The following is a 23,456-nucleotide window of genomic DNA, read 5'->3' as shown; positions in this document are numbered from 1 at the left end:
GTACGGATAGCCCGTGACCTCCTTCGCCCCGGACTCGATCGTCCTGAACCGCAAGCTGCCGCTCTGGTATCAGGTGTCGCAGTCCCTGCGCGCCTCGATCCTGGGCCGCTCGCCCCAGGACCCGCTGCGGCTGCCCACCGAGGAGCAGTTGGCGGGGCACTACGGGGTGAGCGTGCTGACCATGCGGCAGGCGCTGAAGGAGCTGGAGGACGAGGGCCTGATCACGCGCCACCGCCGCCGGGGCACCTTCATCGAGCCGACCGCCCGCCGGGGCACGCCGGTCCGGCTGCTGGGCTCGGTCGACGCGATCGTGGCCCAGCAGTCCGGCATGGTCACCGAGCTGCTGGCGTACGGCAGTTCACCGGTGCCGCCCGAACTCGCCGAGTACTTCCCGGACCTGGCCGAGGTGGCGACGTACCACCGGCTGCGCGCCGACGAGAAGACCGGCGAGCCGACCAACCACGCGCACAATCACGTCCGGCCCGAACTGGCCGCCCGTTTCGACCCGGACGAGCTGGTGCGCTGGCCGATGACGAAGGTGCTGCGGGACGTCGTCGGGGCGGACATCAGCCGCATCACGGACACCGTGGAGGCCCGGCTCGCGGACCCGGAGACGGCCCGGCTGCTCCAAGTCCCGCTGCTCAGCCCGATCCTGCACTACACGGGCATCACGTACGACACCGAGGGCCGGGTGCTGGACGTGGCGGTGATCCACTACCGCGGCGACCGCTTCTCCTTCACCGTGACGCTGGACGCCACTTGAGCCCGGCGGCCCAGGCTGCCTGTCGGCGGCTCGTCGTACGATGCCCAGCGTGACGCACGACGACGCTCCGCCGCTGGCGGACCTGATGCCGTGGTCCGTCGCACCGCCGCGGCTCGGCCGGGGGTGGCCGACGGGCCCCGACCCGGCCTCCCTGAAGGCGCGTTGGGACGCCCTGGTCAAGGCCGAGGGGCCGGACCGGGAGGCCCTGTTCGAGCCGACCCGCTCACGCACCCTGCACACGGCCGTGGGGCAGCTGCCCGGACAGCCGGGCGGCACGGAGAAGTTGTTCCGCGCCTCCGGCCCGTCCGCCGAGCCGGTCCGGGTGCTGGCCGCCGCGTTCGACGAGCAGTGGCTCATCCCGGACCACCGGCTGATCGACGCGGCCCGCCCCGAGTTGTGGCGGGTGGCGGACGAGCACCAGGTGTTCGTGGTGGAGACAACGGACGCACCCCTGCTGGCGACCCGGCTGATCCCGCTCCTGCGCCCCGGCCGCGTCCGCCCGCTCTACCGACGCCCCGGCGGCACGGAACCCAACCTGGCGCCCGGGCTGTTGGCGCACCTGGGCCACTCCCCCGATCCGGTGGACTTCCTGGCCTGGACGCTGACGGCGATCCGCCCCGACCTCACCGTCCCGCTCCCCCGCGACCCCGAACTATGGTCCCGAGGAGTGGAGTTGGGCCACCGCGCCCTGTGGCTCCTGAACCGCGACGGAGACCGCCCCAAGCTCCCCGGCGGCCGCCGCCCCTACGTCCGCGCCCCGCTCCCGGCCCGCCCTCTCACGGTCCACTACGACCGCGAGGAAGAGACACTCCACCTGGACGAGGGCCGGGTCTCCCCGGTCCCACCCGAGGCCTGGGACTTCGAGACGGCCCCCGGAGTCCGGGTCCTGGAGCACTGGTTCACGGCGCGAACGGCGGAGGACGCGGAGCGAGGCACCCTCGCGGCGATCCGCCCACCGGGCTGGCAACAGAGCTGGACGTCCGAACTCCTGGAACTCATCACGGTATTGACCCTGTTGGCGGAAGTGCGGGATCAGCAGAAGGAGTTGACGATCCCGGACACCATCACAGCAAAGGAGCTACGCACGGCGGGCATCCTCCCGCCCCCGGAGTCGACACGACACCCGGCGACGGTCCTGGACCACCACGAAGAGGGCCCCGAGGGACAGTTCGCACTCATCTGACCGGCAACTCCTGCCAACCCAGGGGCGCGGGGCTGTGTCAATTTGCGGCTCCGCCGCGTGGGCGCGACCAGCCAGATCGGACCCGCACCCGCAAAACAACGTCACCCCCGCGGAGCAAACGCGTCCAACACCCTCTCCAACGCCAGCTCGAACACCGCCTCCAGATCAATCGGCCCGGCGTCCTCGGAGAAGGCGGCAGCCATCCGCGGATACGCCCCCGTGGCGACCTGCCCGAACAGGTACTCCATCCGCACCTCACCCTCCTGCTCCGGCGACCACGGCAGCGACCGCGAACGCTCAGCCGTGGCCAGCTCGTTGGCGACATACGTCGTCACCACACCGTTGAGCATGCCGACCAGCTGCATCTTCAGGCCGTAGGTCAGATCCTCGCGCGAGTCCAGACAGGCCAGACAGTGCTCCAGGTAGCGCAGGGCATTGGGGCTGAACCCGTACACCGGTGACATCAGCCGCGGCAGCCAGGGATGACGGTGCATCAGCGAACGCGTCTGGTGGGCCACCCGCGTCATGTCGCCCCGCCAGTCCCCCGTCGGCTCCCACAGCTCGTGCTCGCCACTGATCGCGTCCACCATCAGTTCGTGCAGGTCCTCCTTACGGGGGACGTAGTTGTACAGCGACATGGTCCCGCAGCCCAGTTCGGCCGCGACATGCCGCATCGACGCCCCGTCGAGGCCGTCCGCGTCGGCGACCCGCACCGCCGCCGCCGCGATGTCCGCGCGGCTGTACGCGGGCTTCGGCCCCCGGCCCGTCCGCTCGGGACGGGCCCAGATCACTTCGGGTACGGCCGCTCGGCCCGCCATCGATCATCACCTCGCCCACCATGGTAGTTACGTACAGCGTACGTAGTGCGCTATGGTCAGGGCATGGATACTACGTACGCTGTACTTAGTGAAGGTCTGGAGAAGCGGTTCGGCGAGGTGCGCGCGGTGCGCGGCCTGGACCTCGCGGTCGCCCGGGGCACGGTCTGCGGTGTCCTCGGACCGAACGGGGCGGGCAAGACCACGGCCGTACGGCTGCTGACGACCCTGCTGCGCCCGGACGCGGGCTCGGCCCGGATCGCCGGGCACGACCTCGTGCGGGAGGCCGCGGCGGTACGGCGCAGCATCGGCGTCACCGGGCAGTACGCGTCGGTCGACGGCGACCTCACGGGGCGCGAGAACCTGCGCCTGTTCGCACGGCTGCACCGGGTGCGCGGACCGGCCGACCGGGCCGGCGAGCTGCTCGACCGGTTCGGGCTCACCGAGGCCGCCGACCGGCCGGCGTCCACCTACTCGGGCGGGATGCGCCGCCGCCTCGACCTCGCGGCGAGCCTCGTGCGCCGTCCGGAGGTGCTGTTCCTGGACGAGCCGACGACCGGCCTCGACCCGGCCAGCCGAAACCTCGTCTGGGACGCCGTCCACGAGCTCACCGGGCACGGCACGACGGTGCTGCTCACCACGCAGTACCTGGAGGAGGCCGACCAACTCGCCGACGACATCGCGCTGGTGGACCGGGGGCGGGTGGCGCACACGGGATCGCCCGCGCAGTTCAAGGCACTCATCGGGACCCATGTCGAGGTCGTCGTCGCCGACCCGGACATCCTGGTGAAGGCGGCCGCCGTGCTCGACCAACTCACCGGCACTGAACCGACGTTCGACCGCGAGCGGGCGGCCGTCGGCGCGGTCGCGCGGGACACGACGCTCACCCTGCCGCGGCTGGTGCGCGAACTGGACGCGGCGGGCGTGCCGTTGCTCGACGCGAGCCTGCGGCCACCGACGCTCGACGAGGTGTTCCTGCAACTGACCGCCGACTTCGAGGAGCGAGTGGCATGAGCGCGCTGGCGTACGACGGAACAGCCATGCTGGGCCGCCAGTTGCGGCGGATACGGAACAACCCGGGGCTGCTGATCCTGACCCAGACGATGCCGATCAGCATGCTGCTGTTCTTCGGCTACGTCTTCGGCAGCGCGCTGGCCATGCCGGGCGGGGAGTACCGGTCCTTCCTGGTACCCGGGCTGCTGGTGGCGACGGCCGCGAACGGGATCATGACCGGCATGTTCCAGGCGGCCCAGGACACCCACCGGGGCGTCATGGACCGCTTCCGCACCCTGCCGGTCAGCCGGGCCGCCGTACCGCTCGGACAGGCGCTCGCGGATGTCGTCGTCACCGCCGCGGGGACCGTGCCGTTCCTGCTCGTCGGGTACGCGGTGGGCTGGCGGATCGAGGGGAGCGCGCTCGAAGCGGTGGGCGCCGTGGGGCTGTTGCTGCTGTTCCGGTTCGCGACGACCTGGGTCGGGATCTTCCTCGGGCTGCTCACGCGCAGCGAGGAGGCGGCGGGGCAGCTGGGCGGGGCGACCTTCATGCTGCCGCTGCTGTCCAACGCGTACATCCCCACCGAGGGGCTGCCGGGCTGGCTGCGCACGATCGCCGAGTGGAATCCGATCAGCGCGGTGACGACGGCTCTGCGGGACCTGTTCGGGAACGCGCCGGTGCCGGAGGGCGCGGCCTGGCCGGTCGCACATCCGGTCGCCGGGTCACTGATGTGGTGCGCGGTGCTGATCGCGGTGTTCCTGCCGTCGGCGGTGCGACGGTACGCGCGCGGGGAGCGCTGACCTCAACGGGCATGGGAAAGCCGGGTGTTGTCTCTCGGTACCGAGTGGGTGGGAGGTACCGAGAGACGACCGGACGGCGTGCCGAACCGGGCATGGTCCCTCGATGACGGCGTCGAGGGACGCCGGTGAACTCAGCGGCCCCCGAACAGCGAACGCCGCAGCCTGCGCAGCGGAGCGAAGAGCGAGACCCGACGCACGCGCGCACCCTGGTCGCTGCGGGTCCTGGTGGTGTCGCGAGCGGTGAGCTCGAGCATCAGCGAGGTCGCCTCCGCCGTCTCCCGCTGCGGCACGGCAGGGCCCGCCAGCACCGAGAGATGTCGGTCGAGACGCGAACTGGTCGCGCTGCTCCCGCACGTGATCGCAGGGACCCTGGCCCTGCTGTGCATCGTTATCTGATCCATGTCACTCCCCACCCGTACAAGTCCACCCGGCCCGGGCAGGGTAACCCTATCGCCCCAACCGGGCACTCGTGTATCGCGGTCACAGGATTCACCTTCCCCGTAAGGAGGTTGACGACTCCCTTCTCGTCACTCTCCGAATCCAACCGATTTCAGGGCGAGTTGGACAATCGGCTGGCTGGTGGGCTGCGCCGAGCCCCCGTCCGGCTCGACGGTCACAGCGAGTGATGTTGCCGACTTGTTGAGACCGGACGCGACCAAGGGCGTGTCGCCCTTGAACAGGCCGAGGGAGCGCGGTTGCTCGTCGGGGCGCATTAGCCACAGTTGGTGCACGCGGTCGCTCGCCAGATCGTCGTATCCGCTCAGTGTCACCACCGCGCTCCCCTCCTCGGCCGAGGCGACCACGCCGATGCTCCGGCCCTGCGCGTCCTTGCCGGTGCTCGCCCGCGCGTCCGGAGCGGAGAGAACGTGGGCGATCTCACGCGACTGCGACTGCGCCGCGTCCAGCTTGTCCTGGGTGCGGTTCGCCTGCACCGCGAACAGGGAGGCGACGACGAGGGCCGCGGCGGCCGTGGCGGTGGCGAACGGCACGAAGAACGGGCGGCGCTCGCGAACGCGCCGCGGGGGCGGCTGAACGCCCCAGACGTGCGGCGGCAGTTGCGGTGTGTGCTCCCGCGCCTGTTCCCGCACCGGCGGGGGCACCTGCGGAGTCGTGCGTACGGCGGCCAGCACCCGGTCGCGCATCGCGGCCGGCGGCGGGGCGGCCGTGGACCAGGCCAGCCGGACGGCGTCCTCGGTGAGCGCCCGCACCTCGGCGGCGCAGACCTCGCACGTGCGCAGGTGGTTCTCGAAGCGGGCCCGCTCGGCGGGGTCCAGGGCGTCGAGCGCGTAGGGGGCGGCGAGCGAGTGCAGATCCTCTCGGCGGAACAGACTCATGCGACACCTCCCAGGCACTTGCGCAGCTGGGTGAGTCCGTCGCGCATCCGGGTCTTGACCGTGCCCAGCGGCAGTGAGAGCCGCTCGGCCACTTCACGGTACGTGTAGCCGTCGTAGTAGGCGAGGGTGACGGACTGGCGCTGCAGGGCGGTGAGGCGGTCCAGGCAGCGGCGTACCCATTCACGCTCCATGCCGGCCTCGACCTCCTCGGCCACGTGGTCGAAGGCGGGGCCGTTGGTGCGCTGGGCCTCGCGCTGTTCGCGTTCGCCGGCCGCGCGGGCGCTGCGGACCCGGTCGACGGCCCGGCGGTGGGCGAGGGTGAGCACCCAGGACAGCGCGCTGCCGCGCCCGGGGTCGAACCGGCCCGCGGAGCGCCAGAGTTCGAGCAGCACCTCCTGGGACACCTCCTCCGACTGCGCCGGGTCCCGCACGACGCGTCGGACCAGTCCGAACACCGGACCGGACACGAGTCCGTACAGCTCCTCGAATGCCTTCTGGTCGCCGCCCGCGACGAGCACCAGAAGCTCGTCCGCCTCCACTCGGTTCCCCTCTCCCCGCCCGCATGGGCCCCGTCCTGTCACACCAGGCATTCGCAACGAACGCACCTCCGGATGGGGTTACGGATGAGCGTGCCCGAAACGCGGGTCCGCGGCCGACGAAACAAGATTCCCGCTCCGGCTGAAACGAGGGTGCGAGTCCGCCGTAAGAACGTTTGGGATTCGACCAATCCATCCTGCCGACCGCTCCGAATCAGCGTTCGTCAGGCAAGTTGGCACTGAGGACGGACGGCATGACACCTATCTCCAGGAGCGGTGCGGGGCGCAGGAACATCGCGGCCCTCATATGCGGCGCGCTGGCCGCCGGGGGGCTCGCGGCCGCCGGTACGGCCGCGCTGGAACCGGGAGTGGCCTCGGCCTCCTCCCACCGGGAGGCGCCCCTGATCTCGGGGACTCCGCAGTACGACAACACGGACCTGTACGCGTTCGCGAGCCCCGACAAGGCGAACACCACGACGATCGTGGCGAACTGGATCCCGTTCGAGGAGCCCGCCGGCGGCCCGAACTTCTACCAGTTCGCGGACGACGCCCAGTACGACCTGCACATCGACAACAACGGTGACGCACTGGACGACCTGATCTTCCGTTACACCTTCAGCACGCAGATCAAGAACAAGAAGACGTTCCTGTACAACACGGGTCCGGTGACCAGCCTCACCGACCCCGACCTCAACATCACGCAGTCCTACGACATCGACCTGATCCGGCTGAAGCACGGCAAGCAGTCGTACAAGGCCCGGATCGCCGACGACATCCCGGCGGCCCCGTCGAACGTCGGCAAGGCGTCGATGCCGGACTACGCGAAGCTGCGCTCGCAGGCGATCTACAAGACCTCGCAGGGCGGCGCGACCTTCGCCGGCCAGGCCGACGACCCGTTCTTCGCCGACCTGCGCGTCTTCGACCTGCTGTACGGCGGCAACCTCTCCGAGGTCGGCAACGACACCCTCAAGGGCTACAACGTCAACACGATCGCCCTCCAGGTGCCGAATGACCTGATCCGGCAGTCGAAGTCCCGCCCGACCGTGGGTATTTACACGACGACCCAGCGCAGGAACGCGCAGGGCTACTACTCCCAGGTCTCGCGTCTGGGCAACCCGCTGGTCAACGAGGTCGTCAACCCGCAGAAGGACAAGGACAAGTTCAACGCGTCCCAGCCCAAGGACGACGCGCAGTTCCTCAAGAACGTGACCGAGCCGGAGATCCCGAAGCTCATCGAGGCGATCTACAAGATCAAGGCGCCGGCCGAGCCGCGCAACGACCTCGTCAGCGTGTTCCTCACGGGCGTCAAGGACCTCAACACCTTGCAGCCGTACGCGACTCCGTCGGAGATGCTGCGCCTGAACACGTCGATCCCGGCGACCAAGCACCCCAAGCGGCTCGGTGTCCTGGACGGCGACAACGGCGGCTTCCCGAACGGGCGTCGGCTCACCGACGACGTGATCGACGCCGCGCTCCAGGTCATGGAGGGTGAACTCGTCGGTTCCAAGAACGACCTGGGCGACGCGGTCGACAAGAACGACAAGGGCTTCGAGAACTACTTCCCGTACGTGGCCGAGCCGACCTCGGGTTCGCGCGGTCCGCTCGCGAAGGGCACCGCCGGCGGCACCGACGTCAAGAACCAGCTCGGTGACGCCCTGCAGCCGGCCGGTTCCTCCACCTCCGACAACACCGCGCTGATCGCCGGATCCGCCGGCGCCGGCGCGCTCGGCATCCTGCTGATCGGCGGCGGCCTGATGTGGTGGCGCCGGATGCGGGAGCGGGCGTACTAGGCCACTCGGCCACAACCCCCCATGGCCGGGCCGGGGTCACTGAACCCGGCCCTGGAGGTGGCGGATCGGGCGGCTCTTGAAGCGGTGCCGCCCGGTCCGCGAACCCCGGCCGACTCACGGACTGGCGCGGCCCGCTCGTACTCATCCCCCACGGCGCGGGCCGCGCCGCACGACTTCCGTTCACCGCATTCCGATCGAGGAGAGGGCATGGCCCCGCGTACGAACGACACCGAGCCGACGAGGACCGACGGCAGCGCGCCGCCCGCCTCCTCGGACCCCGAGGCCATGCCCACGAAGCCCGCCACCGGCGAGCCGGCACCGACGGACACGAAGCCCGCGAGCGGCGACGCGACGCCGCCCTCGGACACGAAGGCGGCCGGCACCAAGGCCGCGGCCACCAAGATCGCTGCCACCAAGTCCGCCGGTATCAAAGCCGCCGGCGCGAAGGCCGCCGCGACCAGGCAACGGCCCGTGCCCACCCTCCACTTGGTCTCCGCGGACTCCGGCAAGCCCGAGGCGTCCTCCGCCGCGACGGACGAGCGGGTCGCCGCCGTGCGGCGTGTGGGGGCCGTCGGACGGCGCTGGCGGGCGGCTCAACTCGGCGGTTCCGTCGTGCTGTTGGCCATCGCGCTCACCGCCGGTTCGATCGCGGTCGGAGCCATGCAGGACAGCGGCGGGACGACCGTGGCCGCCGCGCCGAGCGCCATGTCGCCGGCGCTCCTGTCCAGCGGTGACATCGACGCGACCATCACCTCGCTCCAGTCCCAACTGCGCTCGCAGCCCAGGGACTTCGGCAGCTGGGCCACCCTCGGACTCGCCTACGTGGAGCAGGCCCGCACGAAGGGCGACCCCTCCCGTTACCCGCAGGCCGAGAAGGCGCTGGCCCGCTCGCTGGCGGTGAAGCCCGGCAACGAGGCGGCCGTCACCGGCCAGGCGGCTCTCGCCGCGGCCCGGCACGACTTCAAGGACGCCCTGAAGTACGCCGACCAGGTCCTCAAGGAGAACCCCTACAGCGCGAACGCGCTCTCCTCCCGCATCGACGCCCTCGTCGAACTCGGCCGCTACGCCGACGCGTCGAAGGCCGCCGACATCGCCGACACCCGCCGCCCGGGCGTCCCCGTCTTCACGCGGTACGCCTACGTGCACGAACTGCGCGGCGACGTGAAGACCGCCCGCCGGGTCCTGGAGCAGGCGCTGACCACCGCGACCTCCCCCGGCGACATCTCCTACGTGGCCGCCCAGCTCGGCCAACTCGCCTGGAACCAGGGCGACTACAAGAACGCGCTCACCTTCTACGCCCGCGCGCTGGCCGCCGACGAGAACTACCTGCCGGCCCTGGAGGGCCGCGCCCGCGCCCTGTACGCCACCGGCGACAGGGCCGGCGCCGTCAAGGGCATGGAGCAGGTCGTCGCCCGCTACCCGCTGCCCGGCCCGCTCGTCGAACTCGGCGAGCTCTACGAGGACCGCGGCGCCGAGGGCGACCGGATGAAGGCCGCCGACCAGTACGCCCTCGTCGGCGCCTGGGTCGCGCTGGCCCGCGCCAACGGCGTCAACGCCGACCTCGACACCGCGCTCGCCGCCGCGGACCACGGCGACAAGGCCGCGGCCCTGCGCGCCGCCCGCGCCGAGTGGGCCCGCCGGCACACCGTGCACACCGCGGACGCCCTCGCCTGGGCCCTGCACGTCAACGGCCACGACGAAGAGGCCCTCCCGTACGCCCGGCAGGCCACGGCCACCGGTTACCGCAACGCCTCCTTCATCTACCACCGCGGCATGATCGAGCTGGCCACCGGTCACGCGAAGGACGGCCGCGCCCACCTGAAGGCGGCCCTGAAGCTGAACCCCGGCTTCTCGCCCCTGGGCGCCCGCACGGCCCGTGAGGCACTGGAGGCGGCCAAGTGACACCCCGTCGTCTGTTCGCCTCCTGCACTGCCGTGTTCACGGCCGCCTGCGCGCTCGTGCTCCTCCCTTCCGGAGCCGCGAGCGCGCACCCCCTCGGCAACTTCACCGTCAACCGCTACGACGGACTCGTCGCCGCCCCGGGCCAGTTGCGCGTCGACCACGTCGAGGACCTCGCCGAGATCCCCGCCACCCAGGCCAAGCCGGACATCAAGCGGCTCGGCATGACCGAGTGGGCGCGGGAGCGGTGCGAGAAGGCGGCGGACGGCAGCAAGGTCACCGTCGACGGCCGCGCCGCCGACCTCACCGTCGGCACCAGCAAGGCGCACGTGCGCCCCGGCCAGGCCGGCCTCGACACCCTGCGCGTGGAGTGCCGCCTCACCGCCCCGCTGCCCAAGGGCGAGACCGTCGCCGTCGGCTTCCACAGCGCGGGTGCCACCTCCGGGCCCGGCTGGCGGGAGATCACCGCGCGCGGCGACCGGATGACGCTGACCGCGACGGACGTACCGAAGACCTCGGTCTCCCACGAACTCACCAGTTATCCCAAGGAGTTGCTCTCCTCCCCCGCCGACACCGCGACCGCGTCCCTGCGGGTGCGCCCCGGCGGACCGGCCCTGGCCGAGGACGACCGGGCCGCCCCCGGCGCCTCCGTGCTGCCGCGCGGCGCCGACCGCTGGACCCGCGCCCTGGACGACCTGGTGGCCCGGCACGACCTCACCGTCGGCTTCGCCGCGCTCGCCCTGCTCATCGCGGTCGTCCTGGGCGCGATGCACGCGCTCGCCCCGGGCCACGGCAAGACCCTGATGGCCGCCACGGCAGCCGCCCGCGGGGGCAAGGCCCGCCTGAAGGACGTGCTGCCCCTGGCGGCCTCGGTGACGGTCACCCACACGCTCGGCGTGGTCGCCCTGGGCCTCCTGGTCACGGCGGGCTCGGCGGCGACCCCCTCGGTGATCGCCTGGCTGGGCATCGCGAGCGGCGTCCTGGTCCTCTTCGCGGGCGCGACCCTCGTCCGCAGGGCCTGGCGCAGCCGCGTGCACAGCCGCAGCCACGACCACCCGCACGAGCCCGCGGCCGAGAAGGTCGAGGAACGCGCCCTCGTCCTGGTCTCCGCGCACACCGCGCACGCCGACACCACCACCGAGACCCACCCCCACCCGCATCCCCACCCGCACACTCACGACCACCACGACCACCACGACCACAGCCACCACGACCACAGTCACCCCCACCCGCACCCCCATTCCCACGACCACCCGCATCACCCTCACCCTCACCCCGCCCCCGACTCCCCCCTCGAACACAGTCACGGCGGTTTCACCCACACGCACGCCATCGCCCCCACCGTGCGGGGGACGATCCTGCTCGGCTTCGCCGGAGGGCTCGTGCCGAGCCCGTCCGCCGTCGTCGTGCTCGTTGGCGCGATGGCGCTCGGTCAGGCCTGGTTCGGGCTGCTGCTCGTCGTGGCCTACGGCGTGGGGCTCGCGCTGACCCTGACGGCGGCTGGATTCGCCGTCGTCAAGCTGGGTACCGGAATGACTCGGGTGCTGGACAGGCGCCCGCGCCTGACGAGCCATCCGATGACGACCCTGGTCCGCAGGTCCGCGCCGCTGATGTCGGCGTTGCTGGTCGTGGCACTCGGGGCCGGATTGGTGCTCAAGGGGGCGGCATCCGCACTCGGCTGAGCTACTTTTGGGCACAAATGACGCGGAGTGGAGACATCGCGCGGATGCTATGGGGGGACGCCCGTGTCCGAAGAACCGGGCAGTGAACGTGTGATCGCCGGCCGTTACCGGCTTCTGTCGCCCCTCGGTGAGGGCGGGATGGGAACCGTGTGGCGCGCCCGCGACGAGCTGCTGCACCGCGAGGTCGCCGTCAAGGAGGTGCGCGCGCCCGCCGGGCTGCCGACCTCGGAGATCTCGCGGATGTACGCCCGCCTGGAGCGGGAGGCGTGGGCCGCGGCCCGGGTCGCCAACCGCAACGTCGTCACCGTGTACGACGTGGCGATGCAGGACGACCGGCCGTGGATCGTGATGGAGCTGGTGCGGGGCATCTCGCTGGCCGAACTCCTGGACATCGAGGGCCCGTTGAGTCCGCAGCGCGCCGCGCACATCGGTGCCGAGGTGCTGGCCGCGCTGCGGGCGGCGCACGCGGCCGGGGTGCTGCACCGGGACGTGAAACCGGCCAACGTGCTGATCTCGAACGACGACCGGGTGGTGCTCACCGACTTCGGCATCGCCATGGTCGAGGGCAGTTCGGCGCTGACCATGACCGGCGAGGTCATCGGCTCGCCCGAATTCCTCGCCCCGGAGCGGGCATTGGGCCGCACCCCGGGTCCCGAGTCGGACCTGTGGTCGCTGGGCGTACTGCTGTACGCGGCCGTCGAGGGCAACTCGCCCTTCCGGCAGGCCACTCCGCTCAACACCCTGCGTGCGATCGTCGACGAGGAGCTGCCGTACCCGCACCGGGCCGGTCCGCTCGCGCCGGTGATCGAGGCGCTGTTGCGCAAGGACCCGGCCGAGCGGCTGCCGGCCGAGCAGGCGGAGCGGGATCTGCGGATCATCGCCGCGGGCGGCACGGTCGACGCCCCCATGGCGCAGGCGCCGGTGTATCCGCCGACGACCATCGGCTATCCGTCACAGGAGTCGTCGACGCCGTCCCAGCCGTATACGGCCGCCACCCCGACGCGGCCCGTGCCCGGGCCGGGGCGCACCACGACCTCGCCGGCCACACCGCCGGAGCGCAATCGCGGGGCCGCCGTCGCGCTGATCGTGGGCGCGGTCGTCCTGGCACTGGCGCTGGCCGGACTGACGTACGCGCTGCTGAACAACGGTGACGGCGACGGGGGTTCGGCCGACTCGGGGGCCAGCACCAAGACCGGGGGCGGTACCTCGCAGAGCGCCACGGCCACCGATTCCGGTGACGACGAGGAGAGTTCCTCGCCGAGCGCGAGCAAGAGTTCGTCGAGCCCGTCCGCCCAGCAGTCGGTGCAGGTCTCGCTGGAGGGGGCCAACACCGACTACTCCGGGAGCTGTCCGCCGCCGAGCGCGCAGGCGCCCACGTTCACGGCGACGATCACGGTGGGGAAGCTGCCGGCGCAGGTGAGCTACCGGTGGGTGTCCGCGGACGGGCAGGTCATGGACGACGGGTGGAAGACCCTGTCCTTCCCCGAGGGCGGCGGGAAGACCAAGCAGGACAAGGCGTTCGTGACGACGTACGACAGCACGGGGACGTTCCGGAACTCGATCAGTGTCGAGGTGCGCTCGCCGGTGGAGAAGAAGTCCAACTCGGTGCCGTTCACGGTGACCTGTGTGGCGGAGACTCCGTCGGGCGGAGCCTCCGCCAGTACGTCCGAGTCGCCGGACCAGTGACGGCCGGGACGCGGGGTCAGGAGGCGGAACCGGTCAGGCGGCGCTGTTCAGTACGGGCAGATAGCCGCCGGACTGGCCGGCCGCGGTGGGGTGGTACGACGTCGAGATGCTCAGCAGGTTGAGGCTGTGCAGCCAGGCGCTGCCGGAGCAGAGCTCGTGCCCGGTGAAGGTGGCGCGGACGTCGCCGAAGGTGAAGCCGTGGTTCGCGGCGGCCTTGTTGATGGCGGTGTCCAGATAGTCGGCCGCGCCGTTGATCGCGCTCCGCTTGGTCCCGGAGAGCCCGACGCAGGTGGTGCCGAGCTTGTAGAAGCGGGGGTAGCCGATGACGACCACGTGCGCGTTGGGCGCCTTGTCGCGGATCGCCGTGTAGACGGTGTCGAGTTGCTTCGGGAGCGTGGAGTCGACGTACGCCTTCGCGGTCTTGATCCGCGAGAGGCAGGAGCTGTCGGACTGGAGCACACAGGTCGTCATGACGTCGGCGAAGCCCGCGTCATTGCCTCCGACGGTGATGGAGACAAGGCTCGTGGCCGTGCTGAGCGGACCCAGCTGGCCGGCGAGAACATCACCCGTACGAGCGCCCGAGCAAGCGGTGAAGTCGAACTTCGAGGGTGAATGGGCGGCGGCCCACAGGTAGGGGTACGCCTTGGTGCTGCGATCGCAGTCGCCGCTGGATCCGATGTAGCTGCCCGCTCCGACCCCGGAGGAGTAGGAGTCGCCGAGGGCCACATAGCCCCCGGCGGCGGCGGTTTGGGACGCCTGCGCCGCGACTGCCCCGGTGAGGGCCGTACCGGCGGCGAGGAGGGTGGAGATCACGAAGACCGCAATTCGGGAACGTCTCATGGAACCTCCCTTTAGCAGGATCTCTGCCGTAACCGTCGTACCAACTACGCGCATCGACGGGAAGTGCTCATGTCAAGACTTTCCCGCTGGTACCGACACCCACCCTGTGTGTTCGCCATGCGTTTGATTACGTGCCCATGACAGATTTGTTGACAGGCTTTCAACTCCCTTGTTCTACGCACGTAGATGGTCGACGCTTTACGCAGCCTTGAACGGGAACGCGACGTTCCGGGCCGTGTGCGCGACGACGCGCGCACCCCCCACAGTCGCGCGCCCGACCCAGGCGCGCGCAGCCTGGAGGAGGACTCCCTCGTAATGGCACAACTGCGTAGCAGCACACTCCGGTTCGCCGCCGTCACCGGCCTCGCGACCGCCGCCCTCGTCGGCGGGCTCACCGCACTGCCCGCCCAGGCCGCCCCGGCCGAGGGCAAGGTCCTCTCGGCCGGTTCCCCCACCGCGGTCAAGGACAGCTACATCGTCACGCTGAAGAAGACCGCCGGCCTCAAGGCGGCCTCGACGGCGGGCAAGGGGCTGATCAAGGAGTACGGCGGCACGGTCAGGAAGACCTTCGACACCGTGCTCAACGGCTACTCGGCCACCCTGACGGCGACCGAGGCGAAGAGACTCGCCGCCGACCCGTCGGTGGCCTCGGTCGAGCAGAACCAGCGCTTCCAGCTGGCCGACACCACGCAGTCCAGCGCTCCTTGGGGCCTGGACCGCATCGACCAGGCCGCGCTGCCGCTGTCCGGCACCTACACCTACCCGGACACCGCGGGCGCCGGCGTGACGGCGTACGTCATCGACACCGGCGTGCGCATCACCCACACCCAGATCAGCGGCCGGGCCTCCTACGGCTACGACGCGGTCGACGGCGACACCACCGCATCCGACGGCAACGGCCACGGCACGCACGTGGCCACGACCATCGCGGGCACGACCTACGGCGTCGCCAAGAAGGCGAACATCGTGGCGGTCCGGGTGCTCGACAACAGCGGCTCCGGCACCACCACGGGTGTCATCGACGGCATCGAGTGGGTCACCGAGAACCACACCACCCCGTCCGTCGCCAACATGTCGCTGGGCGGCTCCGCCTCCACCACGCTCGACACCGCGGTCGCCAACTCCATAGCCAGCGGCGTCACTTACGCGGTCGCGGCGGGCAACAGCAGCGCCAACGCCTCCTCCTACTCCCCGGCCCGTGTCGCCACCGCGATCACGGTCGGCGCGACCACGAGCGCCGACGCCCGGGCGAGCTACTCCAACTACGGTTCGGTTCTGGACATTTTCGCCCCGGGTTCGTCGATCCTGGCGGGCTACAACACCAGTGACACGGCCACCGCCACGCTCTCCGGTACGTCCATGGCGACCCCGCACGTCGCGGGCGCCGCGGCCGTCTACCTCGCGAGCCACACCTCGGCCACCCCGGCCGCGGTCGCCACGGCCCTGGTGAACGGAGCCACGTCGAACGTCGTCACCAGCGCGGGCACCGGCTCGCCGAACAAGCTCCTCAAGCTCGTCCCGTAACACCGCACCGCAGTACCCGAACGACCGTTCCCCGGAGGCAGCCGGCGCCTCCGGGGAACGCGTATGTGGGGCCGCAGGGTACAGAGGTATTCAGGGGCTGCCCAAGGAATGACGTGAACACCTTCCGCATCTTGACGCCCCGTCTAGTACTGCGCGACATTGAAGCCCGGCATCCGGCGTGCTGGGGGGCATAGTCGCCAATGCAGACCATCCGTCTCAAAAGAACGTCGACCGACGGCACCGAGCGAGCGCGACCTGGTCCGGGGAGGGACCTGACACCGCTGCTCGCGGGAGCCGCCACGGCCGTGGGGGGATTCGGCGCGCTGCTCGCGCTGACCGATACCGACTCACCTCTGCGTGGCCCGCTCACCCTCTTCTTCCTGCTCGCCGCTCCCGCCACGGCCATCGCCGTGGCGCTGCGCGGGCTGGAGCCCTTCGGCCGCGTGCTGGCCTCGATCGCCGGCGCGATCGTGGTCAACATGCTTGTGGCGCAAGGGATGTTGGCCGTACACCGATGGTCCGTCCGCGGCGGTGTCGTCGCGGTGACCGTGATCAGTCTGCTGGTGTTCGCACCGGTGCTTGTCCGACGGTTGTACGGACGTTCGGAAACACTGGACAAAGTTCAGTAACGGTCAAACCAACAAAAACGTGAGGCCACGTTCCAGGTCTTGCCATACAGGTTCAATCATCAATACCGTCGTACATCTCACCCGCATCGGTCCATCATCTAGCGGCTCTAGGGGAGGGCTCAAGGACCGCGATGGAGCCCGGCGCGGGGCGCGGTAGGGGGGTGCCGTGCTCGGTGACCGCTTTTCACCGAGTCGTGCCGCGCGACCGGCTGCCGTTTTCCGGCAGGCGGCCAGTTCTGCCAGCTCGCCCGGCATGTTCGGAGACCCGTTCGGCATGTCGCAGGGGTGAGAACCCCCCTTTCGAACCGGACACGAAACCGGGCCGCCCTTGGGGCGGGCGGTCCACCGGACGAGAGGGACCAGACTCATGAGTTCTGTTCTGCGGCCGGCGACCACGGATCACGGTCCGTCAGCAGCCAGCAAGTACCGGCCGATCTCTTCTCACCTGGCCATCGCGCCACCGGTGAGTGTGGTGATCCCTGCCATGAACGAGGCGGAGAATCTCCCGTACGTCTTCAAGACCCTTCCTGACTGGATACATGAAGTGGTCCTTGTGGACGGCAACTCCACCGACGACACCGTCGAGGTGGCGCGCGGCCTGTGGCCGAACGTCAAGGTCGTCGAGCAGCGCGGCAAGGGCAAGGGGGACGCCCTGATCACCGGGTTCGAGGCGTGCAGCGGCGACATCATCGTGATGGTCGACGCGGACGGCTCGGCCGACGGCAACGAGATCGTCAGCTATGTCTCCGCGCTGGTCTCGGGCGCGGACTTCGCCAAGGGGTCCCGCTTCGCCAACGGCGGCGGCACCGACGACATGACGTTCATCCGCAAGCTCGGCAACTGGGCACTGTGCACCATCGTCAACCGCAAGTTCGGCGCCCGCTACACCGATCTCTGCTACGGCTACAACGCGTTCTGGCGGCACTGCCTCGACAAGATCTCCCTGGACTGCACCGGTTTCGAGATCGAGACCCTGATCAACATCAGGGTGGTCAAGGCCGGGCTCAAGGTGCAGGAGATCCCCAGCCACGAGTACCTCCGTATCCACGGCACCAGCAATCTGCGGGCCGTGCGGGACGGGATTCGGGTGCTCAAGGTGATCCTCAAGGAGCGCTCCAACCGGCGTGAACTGCGCCGCCAGGAGCACCACTCCCCGATGCTCGCCGCCGTCGAGCCTGCCCCGGTCCCGCTCGACCAGGTCACGCTCGACTCGGTGCAGGGAGAGGTGTCTTGAGCGATCTCGACATCTCCGTCGTGATCTGCGTCTACACCGAGGACCGCTGGGAGGACATCCTCGCGGCGGTCTCCTCGGTGCGCACGCAGTCGCACCCCGCGCTGGAGACCCTGCTGGTCGTCGACCACAATCCGGCTCTGCTGGACCGTCTGAGCAAGGAGTACAAGGAACACGGGGCGTTCGAACGGTCCGGTGAGGTCCGCGTGTTCGCCAACGCGGGCCCTCGCGGGCTGTCCGCGGGCCGCAACACCGGCATCGCGGCCTCGCGCGGCGAGGTGATCGCCTTCCTCGACGACGACGCGGTGGCCGAACGCGACTGGCTGCGCCGCTTCGCCGAGGGCTACGCCGACCCGCGGGTGATGGCCGTCGGCGGCCGTACGATGCCGATCTGGGCGTCGGGCAGGCGTCCGGCCTGGTTCCCGGAGGAGTTCGACTGGGTGGTGGGCTGCACGTACAAGGGGCTGCCGCCGGGCCGGGTCCAGGTCCGCAACGTCCTCGGCGGCAACGCCTCGTTCCGGCGTACGGCGTTCGACGCGGCGGGCGGTTTCGCGACCGGCATCGGCCGCGACGGCGACAAGCGCCCGCTGGGCTGCGAGGAGACGGAACTGTGCATCCGCCTCACCCGCGCCAGGCCCGACGCGGTGCTGCTGATCGACGACCGCGCGGTGATCCACCACCGGGTGCCCGACGCGCGCGAGCACTTCGGGTACTTCCGCACGCGTGCCTACGCCGAAGGTCTGTCGAAGGCTCTGGTCGCGCGAAGTGTGGGCGCGGACAAGGGACTTGAGTCCGAACGCCGGTACGCGACCCGGGTGCTGCCGGCCGGTGTGGCCCGCGGGCTGCGGGACGCCGTGCTGGCGCGGCCGGGCGGCGCGGGCCGGGCGGGCGCGATCGTCGCGGGCGTGCTCACGGCGGCCGGCGGCTACGTGGTGGGCAGTGTCCGGGCCCGCAAGGGGGGCGCCACGTTCTCCGTGGTCGAGATCGAGGGAGAGCGCACGACCGAGGGGGATCACGCGGCCGAGGGGGGCTCTCATGACTGAGACGCCCGTACCGGTCCTCATGTACCACTCGGTCGCCACCTCGCCGAACGACGCCACCCGCGAACTGTCGGTCGCGCCCGAGGCGTTCACCGAACAGATGGCGCTCATCGGGGACTTGGGGCTCGTCCCGGTCAACACGGCGGAGCTGGCGGCATGTTGGCGTACCGGCCGACCACTGCCGCCGCGTCCCGTGCTGGTCACCTTCGACGACGGCTACGAGGGCGTGCACCGGCACGCGCTGCCCGTGCTCGCCAAGCACGGCTTCGCGGCCACCGTCTTCGTCTCCACCGGCTGGATCAGGGGCGCCCACGACACCGGGGGCGGCCTGGACCTCATGCTCGACTGGGACCAGGTCCGCGAACTGGCCGCCACCGACGTGGAGATCGGCGGCCACAGCCACACCCACCCGCAGCTCGACCAGCTCGACGACGAGACACTGCGCCATGAGCTGATCCACTGCAAGGAGATCGTCGCCGACGAACTGGGCACCGTACCGGCCTCGTTCGCCTACCCGTACGGCTACTCCAGCCGCCGGGTGCGCCGGGCGGTGCGCGAGACGGGCTACGCCCAGGCGCTCGCCGTCGGCAACGACCTCGCGCGCCGCCGCCAGGGCCCGTACGCCCTGCGGCGGGTCACCGTGCGCCGCACCACCGGGATCGAGGAGTTCGAGCGGCTGGTCGAGGGCCGCGCGATCGCCCGTACCTTCGCCAGGGACCGTGCCCTCACCAAGGGGTACGCCATGGTCCGCAGAGCACGACAGGTCCGCCGGAAGGCCATCCGTTCCCGTGTCTGACACGACGACCACGACCGAGGCAGAGCCCACCACCCAGGCGCCCGAGCAGCCGCGGCGCCGGCTCCGGCTGCCCGGCATGGGCAGGTCCAAGGGCGGCAACCAGCTGTTCCGCAACGCCTACGCCCTGATGCTCAACACGGGCATCTCCGCCGTGCTCGGCCTCGGCTTCTGGCTGGCCGCGGCCCGCTACTACTCCGAGTCCGCGGTCGGCCAGGGCTCCGCCGCGATCGCCGCGATGAAGTTCCTCGCGGGCCTGACCGCGGTGACCCTGACCGGCGCCCTGGCCCGCTTCATCCCGGTCGCCGGACGGGCCACCGGACGCCTCATCTTCCGTACGTACGCGGGCAGTTCGCTGGTCGTGGCGTGCGCGGCGGGGATCTTCCTGCTCACCCTGAACATGTGGGGTCCCTCGTACCGCTTCCTGCACGGGCCGCTCACCGCTGTCGGGTTCGTCGTGGCCGTCGTCGCCTGGAACCTGCTCACCCTCCAGGACGGGGTGCTGACCGGACTCAGGAGCGCGCCCTGGGTGCCGGTGGGCAACACCGTGTTCTCCGCGGTGAAGTTGGGGCTGTTGGTGGCGCTGGCGACGACGCTCGCCACGAGCGGTGTCTTCGCGTCCTGGGTCGCCGCGATCGCCTTCTCCGTGGTGCCGCTGGGCTGGATGGTCTTCCGGCGCCTGGTGCCGCGGCACATCAAGGCCACCGAGGAACGGGCCAAGCCGCCGACGCTGAAGGAGATCGGCAGGTTCCTCGCCGGCGACTACACCGGTTCGCTGTTCTCGCTCGCCGTCGTCTATCTCATCCCGGTGATCATCGCCTCGCAGGTCAGCTCCGAGGACAACGCGTACTTCTACATCACCACGACGATAGGCGGCACGGTCAACCTGCTCGCCATCAACATGGGCGCCTCGCTGACCGTCGAGGGCTCGCACGACCCGGCCCGGCTGGCCTCCAACACCCGTGCCGCGCTGCGGCGGATGGCGCGGATCATGCTGCCGATCTGCGGGCTGCTGTTCATCGGGGCGCCGTGGATCCTCGGCGTGTTCGGCGCGGGCTACGCGGACGCGGCGACGCCGCTGCTGCGCTGGTTCGCGGTCGGCGCGGTGCTGCGGGTCGTCATGGAGACGTACTTCGCGGTACTGCGCGCGCAGAGCCGTACCGCCGGACTCGCCTGGCTACAGGGCCTGTTGTGCGTGCTGGTGCTCAGTCTGACCCTGCTCCTGCTGCCCCGGATGGGCCTCACCGGCGCGGGCGTCGCCGAGATCTCCTCGCTCGCGGTGATCGTGCTGATCGCCGCGCCCAAGCTGTACCGCGTCCTCAAGGCCGCGCCCGCCGCCGTCCCCGAGGACGCGGCACCCGACGGGGACCTCGCCGACCTGGGCGCGCGCGAGGTGCCGTCCACCGACCAGCCGCGCCGGCGCGGACCGGCCTGGGCGCTGGACAGCGACACCCTCGCGCTCGGCATCCTCGTCGACTTCGACCACCAGGAACGCCGTCCCGACGTGCGGCCGGGGCCGGGCACCCCGCCCACCGGCATCCCCGCGGTACGCGCCGTACGCGCCGACCACCGGCCGACCTGGGCGAAGAACCCGGAGGTCGGGCTGCCCGTGGAGGAGCGCGAGCCCGGCTCGGAGGCCTCCCTGGGACCGGCCGAGGTGGAGGTGGACGCCCCGTTCGAGGCGGAGTTCGAGGCCGACTTCACCTCAAGCCCGGACACGGACACCGACACCGACACCGACGCTGATCGGAACTCGGATTCGGGTTCGGGTTCAGGTTCCGGGGGCGTACGAGCGGTGGCCGCATCGGTCGTACGCCACGACCCGCCCGTACGCGAAGAGGTACCCGAGCCCGTCGCGCCGCCGCCGGCCCTGTCGTTGCGCGAGCGGCTGCAGCCCACCCGCTTCGGAGTCGTCCTCGGCTGTCTGCTGGTCTCCGCGCTGCTGCTGTACTGGGTGCCCGCGGCCCGGCTCGACGACGCGGACCTGGACCGGATGGGCGGTCTGGGGCTCATCTCGGTGCTGCCGCTGCCGACGCTGGTCGGGGCCGCGCTGCTGGTCGCGGTGTTCGCCTCGCTGCTGTGGCTGGGCCGTGAGCACAAGACGCTGCTGCTGATCACCCTGCTGGCGACCGTGGTGTCCCTGCACGCGCTGCCCGCGGTGATCGAGAGCGAGCCGCGCTTCCCGACCGCCTGGCAGCACCTGGGCTTCCTCGACTACATCGACCGCACCGGCTCGGCCGTGCCCGACCTGGACGCCCGCTGGAGCTGGCCGGGCTTCTTCGCGGTGACCGCGTTCGTCGCGAAGGCGTGCGGGGTCGATGACCTCACCGAGGTCATCCGCTGGTGGCCGACCGCGATCGAACTCCTCTATCTGGCCCCGATGTTCCTGCTGGTGCGCTCGATGCGGGCGAGCTGGCGGGCCAAGTGGACCGGCATCTGGATCTTCGCGCTGAGCAGCTGGGTGGGTCAGGACTACTTCTCCCCGCAGGGCTTCACGTACTTCCTCTATCTGCTGTTCGTGGCGATCCTGCTGGTCTGGTTCCGCGCGCCGCGCGTGATCTGGGCCAAGGCGCGCCCGGGCGAGGCGGAGGTGGAGCCAACTGACCGGCGGCAGAAGGCCGTTCTGCTCGCCGTCCTGATCGGCCTGTACGCGGCGAGCGTCCCGGCCCACCAGCTCACGCCGTTCATGATGCTGGGCGTCCTGGCCGTGCTCGTGCTGATCGGCAAGTCCGAACTGCGCGGCCTGCCCATCCTGTTCGGCGTACTGGTCACGGTCTGGCTGGGCTTCATGGCCGAGCCGTACTGGTCCGGGCACTTCCAGGACCTGTTCGGCGGGGTCGGCGGGGTCGGCGGCAATGTGTCCTCGTCGGTCTCCGGCCGTATCGAGGGCGGCAGTTCGACCCACAAGCTGGTGCTGTACGTGCGCGTGCTGCTGGCCGGCGGTGTGATGGCGTTCGCCTGCTGGGGCTGGTGGCGCCGGCGCGACCACAAGTACCGCGAGCGCTCGCTGCTGGTCCTGACCTTCGTCCCGTTCCTGGGCTTCGGCATGCAGTCGTACGGCGGCGAAATGGCGCTGCGCGTCTTCATGTTCGCGGTGCCGGGGGCGGCCCTGCTGGCCGGTCTCGCCTTCTTCCCGCGCACCGGCGTCACCGCCGAGGAACGGGACAAGGACCGGGTGAGCCTGGCCCCGCTGGCCGCCCTGATGGCGGGTCTGCTCCTCATGGGCGGCTTCCTGGTGGCCCGTTGGGGCAACGAGCCGTTCGAGCGGGTGCGCCCCGGCGAGGTCGCGGCGATGGACTACGTCTACGCCCACGACAAGCCGACGGCACGCCTGCTGTGGCTGACCAGCGACCCGGTGAACGACGTGACGCCGGCGATGCCGTGGGGCGCGAAGGACATGGAACGGGTCGACTATCTGCCGACGTTGGCACCGGCCGACCCGGTGCTGGTGTCAGGGCTGGTCAAGGCGCTCAAGGACGCGGGTCCGAACTCGTATCTGATGATCAATGTCAGCCAGATCAGGTATCTCCAACTGGACGTGGGCTATTCGGCCAGCTGGGAGCCCCGGCTGGTCCGGAACCTGGACCAGCGCACGGAGCTCAAGAAGGTCCTGGTCAACGACGACGTCACCATGTACTCGCTCAAGAAGCAGCCTGCGGGCGCGGTGCCGAAGCCGGACCCGGGCCCGATCGGACCGCAGATCACCTGGACGCCGTGGTCGGTCGTCGGCGGCCTGGCCGCTCTCGCCCTGATCGTGCTGCTGACGGCCCGCGAGGTGGTCCGGGTCGCGGTGCGGCCGAGCGTGCGTCAACTGCGGTGGCTGCAGAGCAGTTTCTGGTTCTCACTGCCCCTGCTGGCGGTGTTGCTGGCCTCGCTGATCCAACGGTTCCTGACGATGAAGTAGCGATGAAGGAGCAC

19 protein-coding genes are annotated in these 23,456 nt (G+C 70.6%); 14 read left to right on the top strand and 5 right to left on the bottom strand.

The window, feature by feature from the left end:
- Positions 1-13 precede the first annotated feature (13 nt).
- Both ACIP6U_RS39490 and ACIP6U_RS39485 read left to right on the top strand, forming a co-directional pair.
- The gene (locus ACIP6U_RS39490) at positions 14-763 is read left to right on the top strand and encodes a GntR family transcriptional regulator (protein WP_401727556.1); all 750 of its coding nucleotides are present in this window, start codon (positions 14-16) and stop codon (positions 761-763) included.
- Positions 764-803: 40 nt separating this feature from the next.
- Entirely contained in the window at positions 804-1,946 is a 1,143-nt protein-coding gene (locus tag ACIP6U_RS39485; RefSeq protein WP_401727555.1) for a type ISP restriction/modification enzyme, read from the top strand.
- Positions 1,947-2,047: 101 nt separating this feature from the next.
- On the opposite strand, the gene ACIP6U_RS39480 is transcribed toward ACIP6U_RS39485, so the two are convergent.
- Positions 2,048-2,764: a TetR/AcrR family transcriptional regulator gene (locus tag ACIP6U_RS39480; protein WP_401727554.1), complete on the bottom strand. Its 717-nt coding sequence runs from the start codon at positions 2,762-2,764 to the stop codon at positions 2,048-2,050.
- A gap of 63 nt (positions 2,765-2,827) precedes the next feature.
- Here ACIP6U_RS39480 and ACIP6U_RS39475 point away from each other — a divergent pair, with 63 nt between their 5' ends.
- Together ACIP6U_RS39475 and ACIP6U_RS39470 are read left to right on the top strand one after the other, a co-directional pair.
- Positions 2,828-3,775, top strand: coding sequence for an ATP-binding cassette domain-containing protein (locus ACIP6U_RS39475; protein ID WP_401727553.1), 948 nt, complete (start codon positions 2,828-2,830; stop codon positions 3,773-3,775).
- Positions 3,772-4,554, top strand: a complete 783-nt coding sequence (locus ACIP6U_RS39470) for an ABC transporter permease (RefSeq protein WP_401727552.1) — start codon at positions 3,772-3,774, stop codon at positions 4,552-4,554. The genes ACIP6U_RS39475 and ACIP6U_RS39470 overlap by 4 nt, the downstream gene beginning before the upstream one ends.
- 131 nt (positions 4,555-4,685) lie before the next feature.
- On the opposite strand, the gene ACIP6U_RS39465 is transcribed toward ACIP6U_RS39470, so the two are convergent.
- The 3 genes from ACIP6U_RS39465 to ACIP6U_RS39455 all read right to left on the bottom strand — a co-directional run bounded on the left by ACIP6U_RS39465 (position 4,686) and on the right by ACIP6U_RS39455 (position 6,427).
- Entirely contained in the window at positions 4,686-4,955 is a 270-nt protein-coding gene (locus tag ACIP6U_RS39465; RefSeq protein WP_401727551.1) for a hypothetical protein, read from the bottom strand.
- A 126-nt stretch (positions 4,956-5,081) separates the two neighbouring features.
- Positions 5,082-5,888 (bottom strand): anti-sigma factor domain-containing protein, encoded by an 807-nt coding sequence (locus tag ACIP6U_RS39460; protein WP_401727550.1) that lies wholly within the window; start codon positions 5,886-5,888, stop codon positions 5,082-5,084.
- On the bottom strand, positions 5,885-6,427 hold the full coding sequence (locus ACIP6U_RS39455) for a sigma-70 family RNA polymerase sigma factor (RefSeq protein WP_124002580.1): 543 nt from the start codon (positions 6,425-6,427) through the stop codon (positions 5,885-5,887). Before ACIP6U_RS39455 ends, ACIP6U_RS39460 begins: the two co-directional genes overlap by 4 nt.
- Before the next feature lie 251 nt (positions 6,428-6,678).
- Here ACIP6U_RS39455 and ACIP6U_RS39450 point away from each other — a divergent pair, with 251 nt between their 5' ends.
- The 4 genes from ACIP6U_RS39450 to ACIP6U_RS39435 all read left to right on the top strand — a co-directional run bounded on the left by ACIP6U_RS39450 (position 6,679) and on the right by ACIP6U_RS39435 (position 13,481).
- Positions 6,679-8,214 (top strand): DUF4331 domain-containing protein, encoded by a 1,536-nt coding sequence (locus ACIP6U_RS39450; protein WP_401727549.1) that lies wholly within the window; start codon positions 6,679-6,681, stop codon positions 8,212-8,214.
- A gap of 207 nt (positions 8,215-8,421) precedes the next feature.
- Positions 8,422-10,116, top strand: a complete 1,695-nt coding sequence (locus tag ACIP6U_RS39445) for a tetratricopeptide repeat protein (protein WP_401727548.1) — start codon at positions 8,422-8,424, stop codon at positions 10,114-10,116.
- Positions 10,113-11,795, top strand: a complete 1,683-nt coding sequence (locus ACIP6U_RS39440) for a nickel/cobalt transporter (protein ID WP_401727547.1) — start codon at positions 10,113-10,115, stop codon at positions 11,793-11,795. Before ACIP6U_RS39445 ends, ACIP6U_RS39440 begins: the two co-directional genes overlap by 4 nt.
- 63 nt (positions 11,796-11,858) lie before the next feature.
- Positions 11,859-13,481, top strand: a complete 1,623-nt coding sequence (locus ACIP6U_RS39435; RefSeq protein WP_401727546.1) for a protein kinase — start codon at positions 11,859-11,861, stop codon at positions 13,479-13,481.
- A 33-nt stretch (positions 13,482-13,514) separates the two neighbouring features.
- On the opposite strand, the gene ACIP6U_RS39430 is transcribed toward ACIP6U_RS39435, so the two are convergent.
- Positions 13,515-14,321, bottom strand: a complete 807-nt coding sequence (locus ACIP6U_RS39430) for an SGNH/GDSL hydrolase family protein (protein ID WP_401727545.1) — start codon at positions 14,319-14,321, stop codon at positions 13,515-13,517.
- A gap of 315 nt (positions 14,322-14,636) precedes the next feature.
- Here ACIP6U_RS39430 and ACIP6U_RS39425 point away from each other — a divergent pair, with 315 nt between their 5' ends.
- The 6 genes from ACIP6U_RS39425 to ACIP6U_RS39400 all read left to right on the top strand — a co-directional run bounded on the left by ACIP6U_RS39425 (position 14,637) and on the right by ACIP6U_RS39400 (position 23,442).
- Complete coding sequence (locus ACIP6U_RS39425; protein WP_401727544.1) at positions 14,637-15,845, top strand: S8 family peptidase; 1,209 nt, start codon at positions 14,637-14,639, stop codon at positions 15,843-15,845.
- 305 nt (positions 15,846-16,150) lie between these two features.
- Positions 16,151-16,474, top strand: a complete 324-nt coding sequence (locus tag ACIP6U_RS39420) for a hypothetical protein (RefSeq protein WP_401727543.1) — start codon at positions 16,151-16,153, stop codon at positions 16,472-16,474.
- 367 nt (positions 16,475-16,841) lie between these two features.
- Positions 16,842-17,708, top strand: a complete 867-nt coding sequence (locus ACIP6U_RS39415; RefSeq protein ID WP_401727542.1) for a glycosyltransferase family 2 protein — start codon at positions 16,842-16,844, stop codon at positions 17,706-17,708.
- Positions 17,705-18,748 (top strand): glycosyltransferase family 2 protein, encoded by a 1,044-nt coding sequence (locus tag ACIP6U_RS39410; protein WP_401727541.1) that lies wholly within the window; start codon positions 17,705-17,707, stop codon positions 18,746-18,748. Before ACIP6U_RS39415 ends, ACIP6U_RS39410 begins: the two co-directional genes overlap by 4 nt.
- Positions 18,741-19,541 carry a polysaccharide deacetylase family protein gene (locus ACIP6U_RS39405; protein ID WP_401727540.1) on the top strand — a complete coding sequence of 267 codons (801 nt, stop codon included), beginning with the start codon at positions 18,741-18,743 and terminating at the stop codon, positions 19,539-19,541. Before ACIP6U_RS39410 ends, ACIP6U_RS39405 begins: the two co-directional genes overlap by 8 nt.
- Positions 19,534-23,442 carry a lipopolysaccharide biosynthesis protein gene (locus ACIP6U_RS39400; RefSeq protein WP_401727539.1) on the top strand — a complete coding sequence of 1,303 codons (3,909 nt, stop codon included), beginning with the start codon at positions 19,534-19,536 and terminating at the stop codon, positions 23,440-23,442. Before ACIP6U_RS39405 ends, ACIP6U_RS39400 begins: the two co-directional genes overlap by 8 nt.
- Positions 23,443-23,456: the final 14 nt, after the last annotated feature.

The sequence above is a fragment of the Streptomyces sp. NPDC088794 genome (assembly GCF_044750545.1).
In the GTDB taxonomy this organism is placed as follows: Bacteria; Actinomycetota; Actinomycetes; order Streptomycetales; family Streptomycetaceae; genus Streptomyces.
This window is presented reverse-complemented; position numbering and strand designations above follow the sequence as displayed.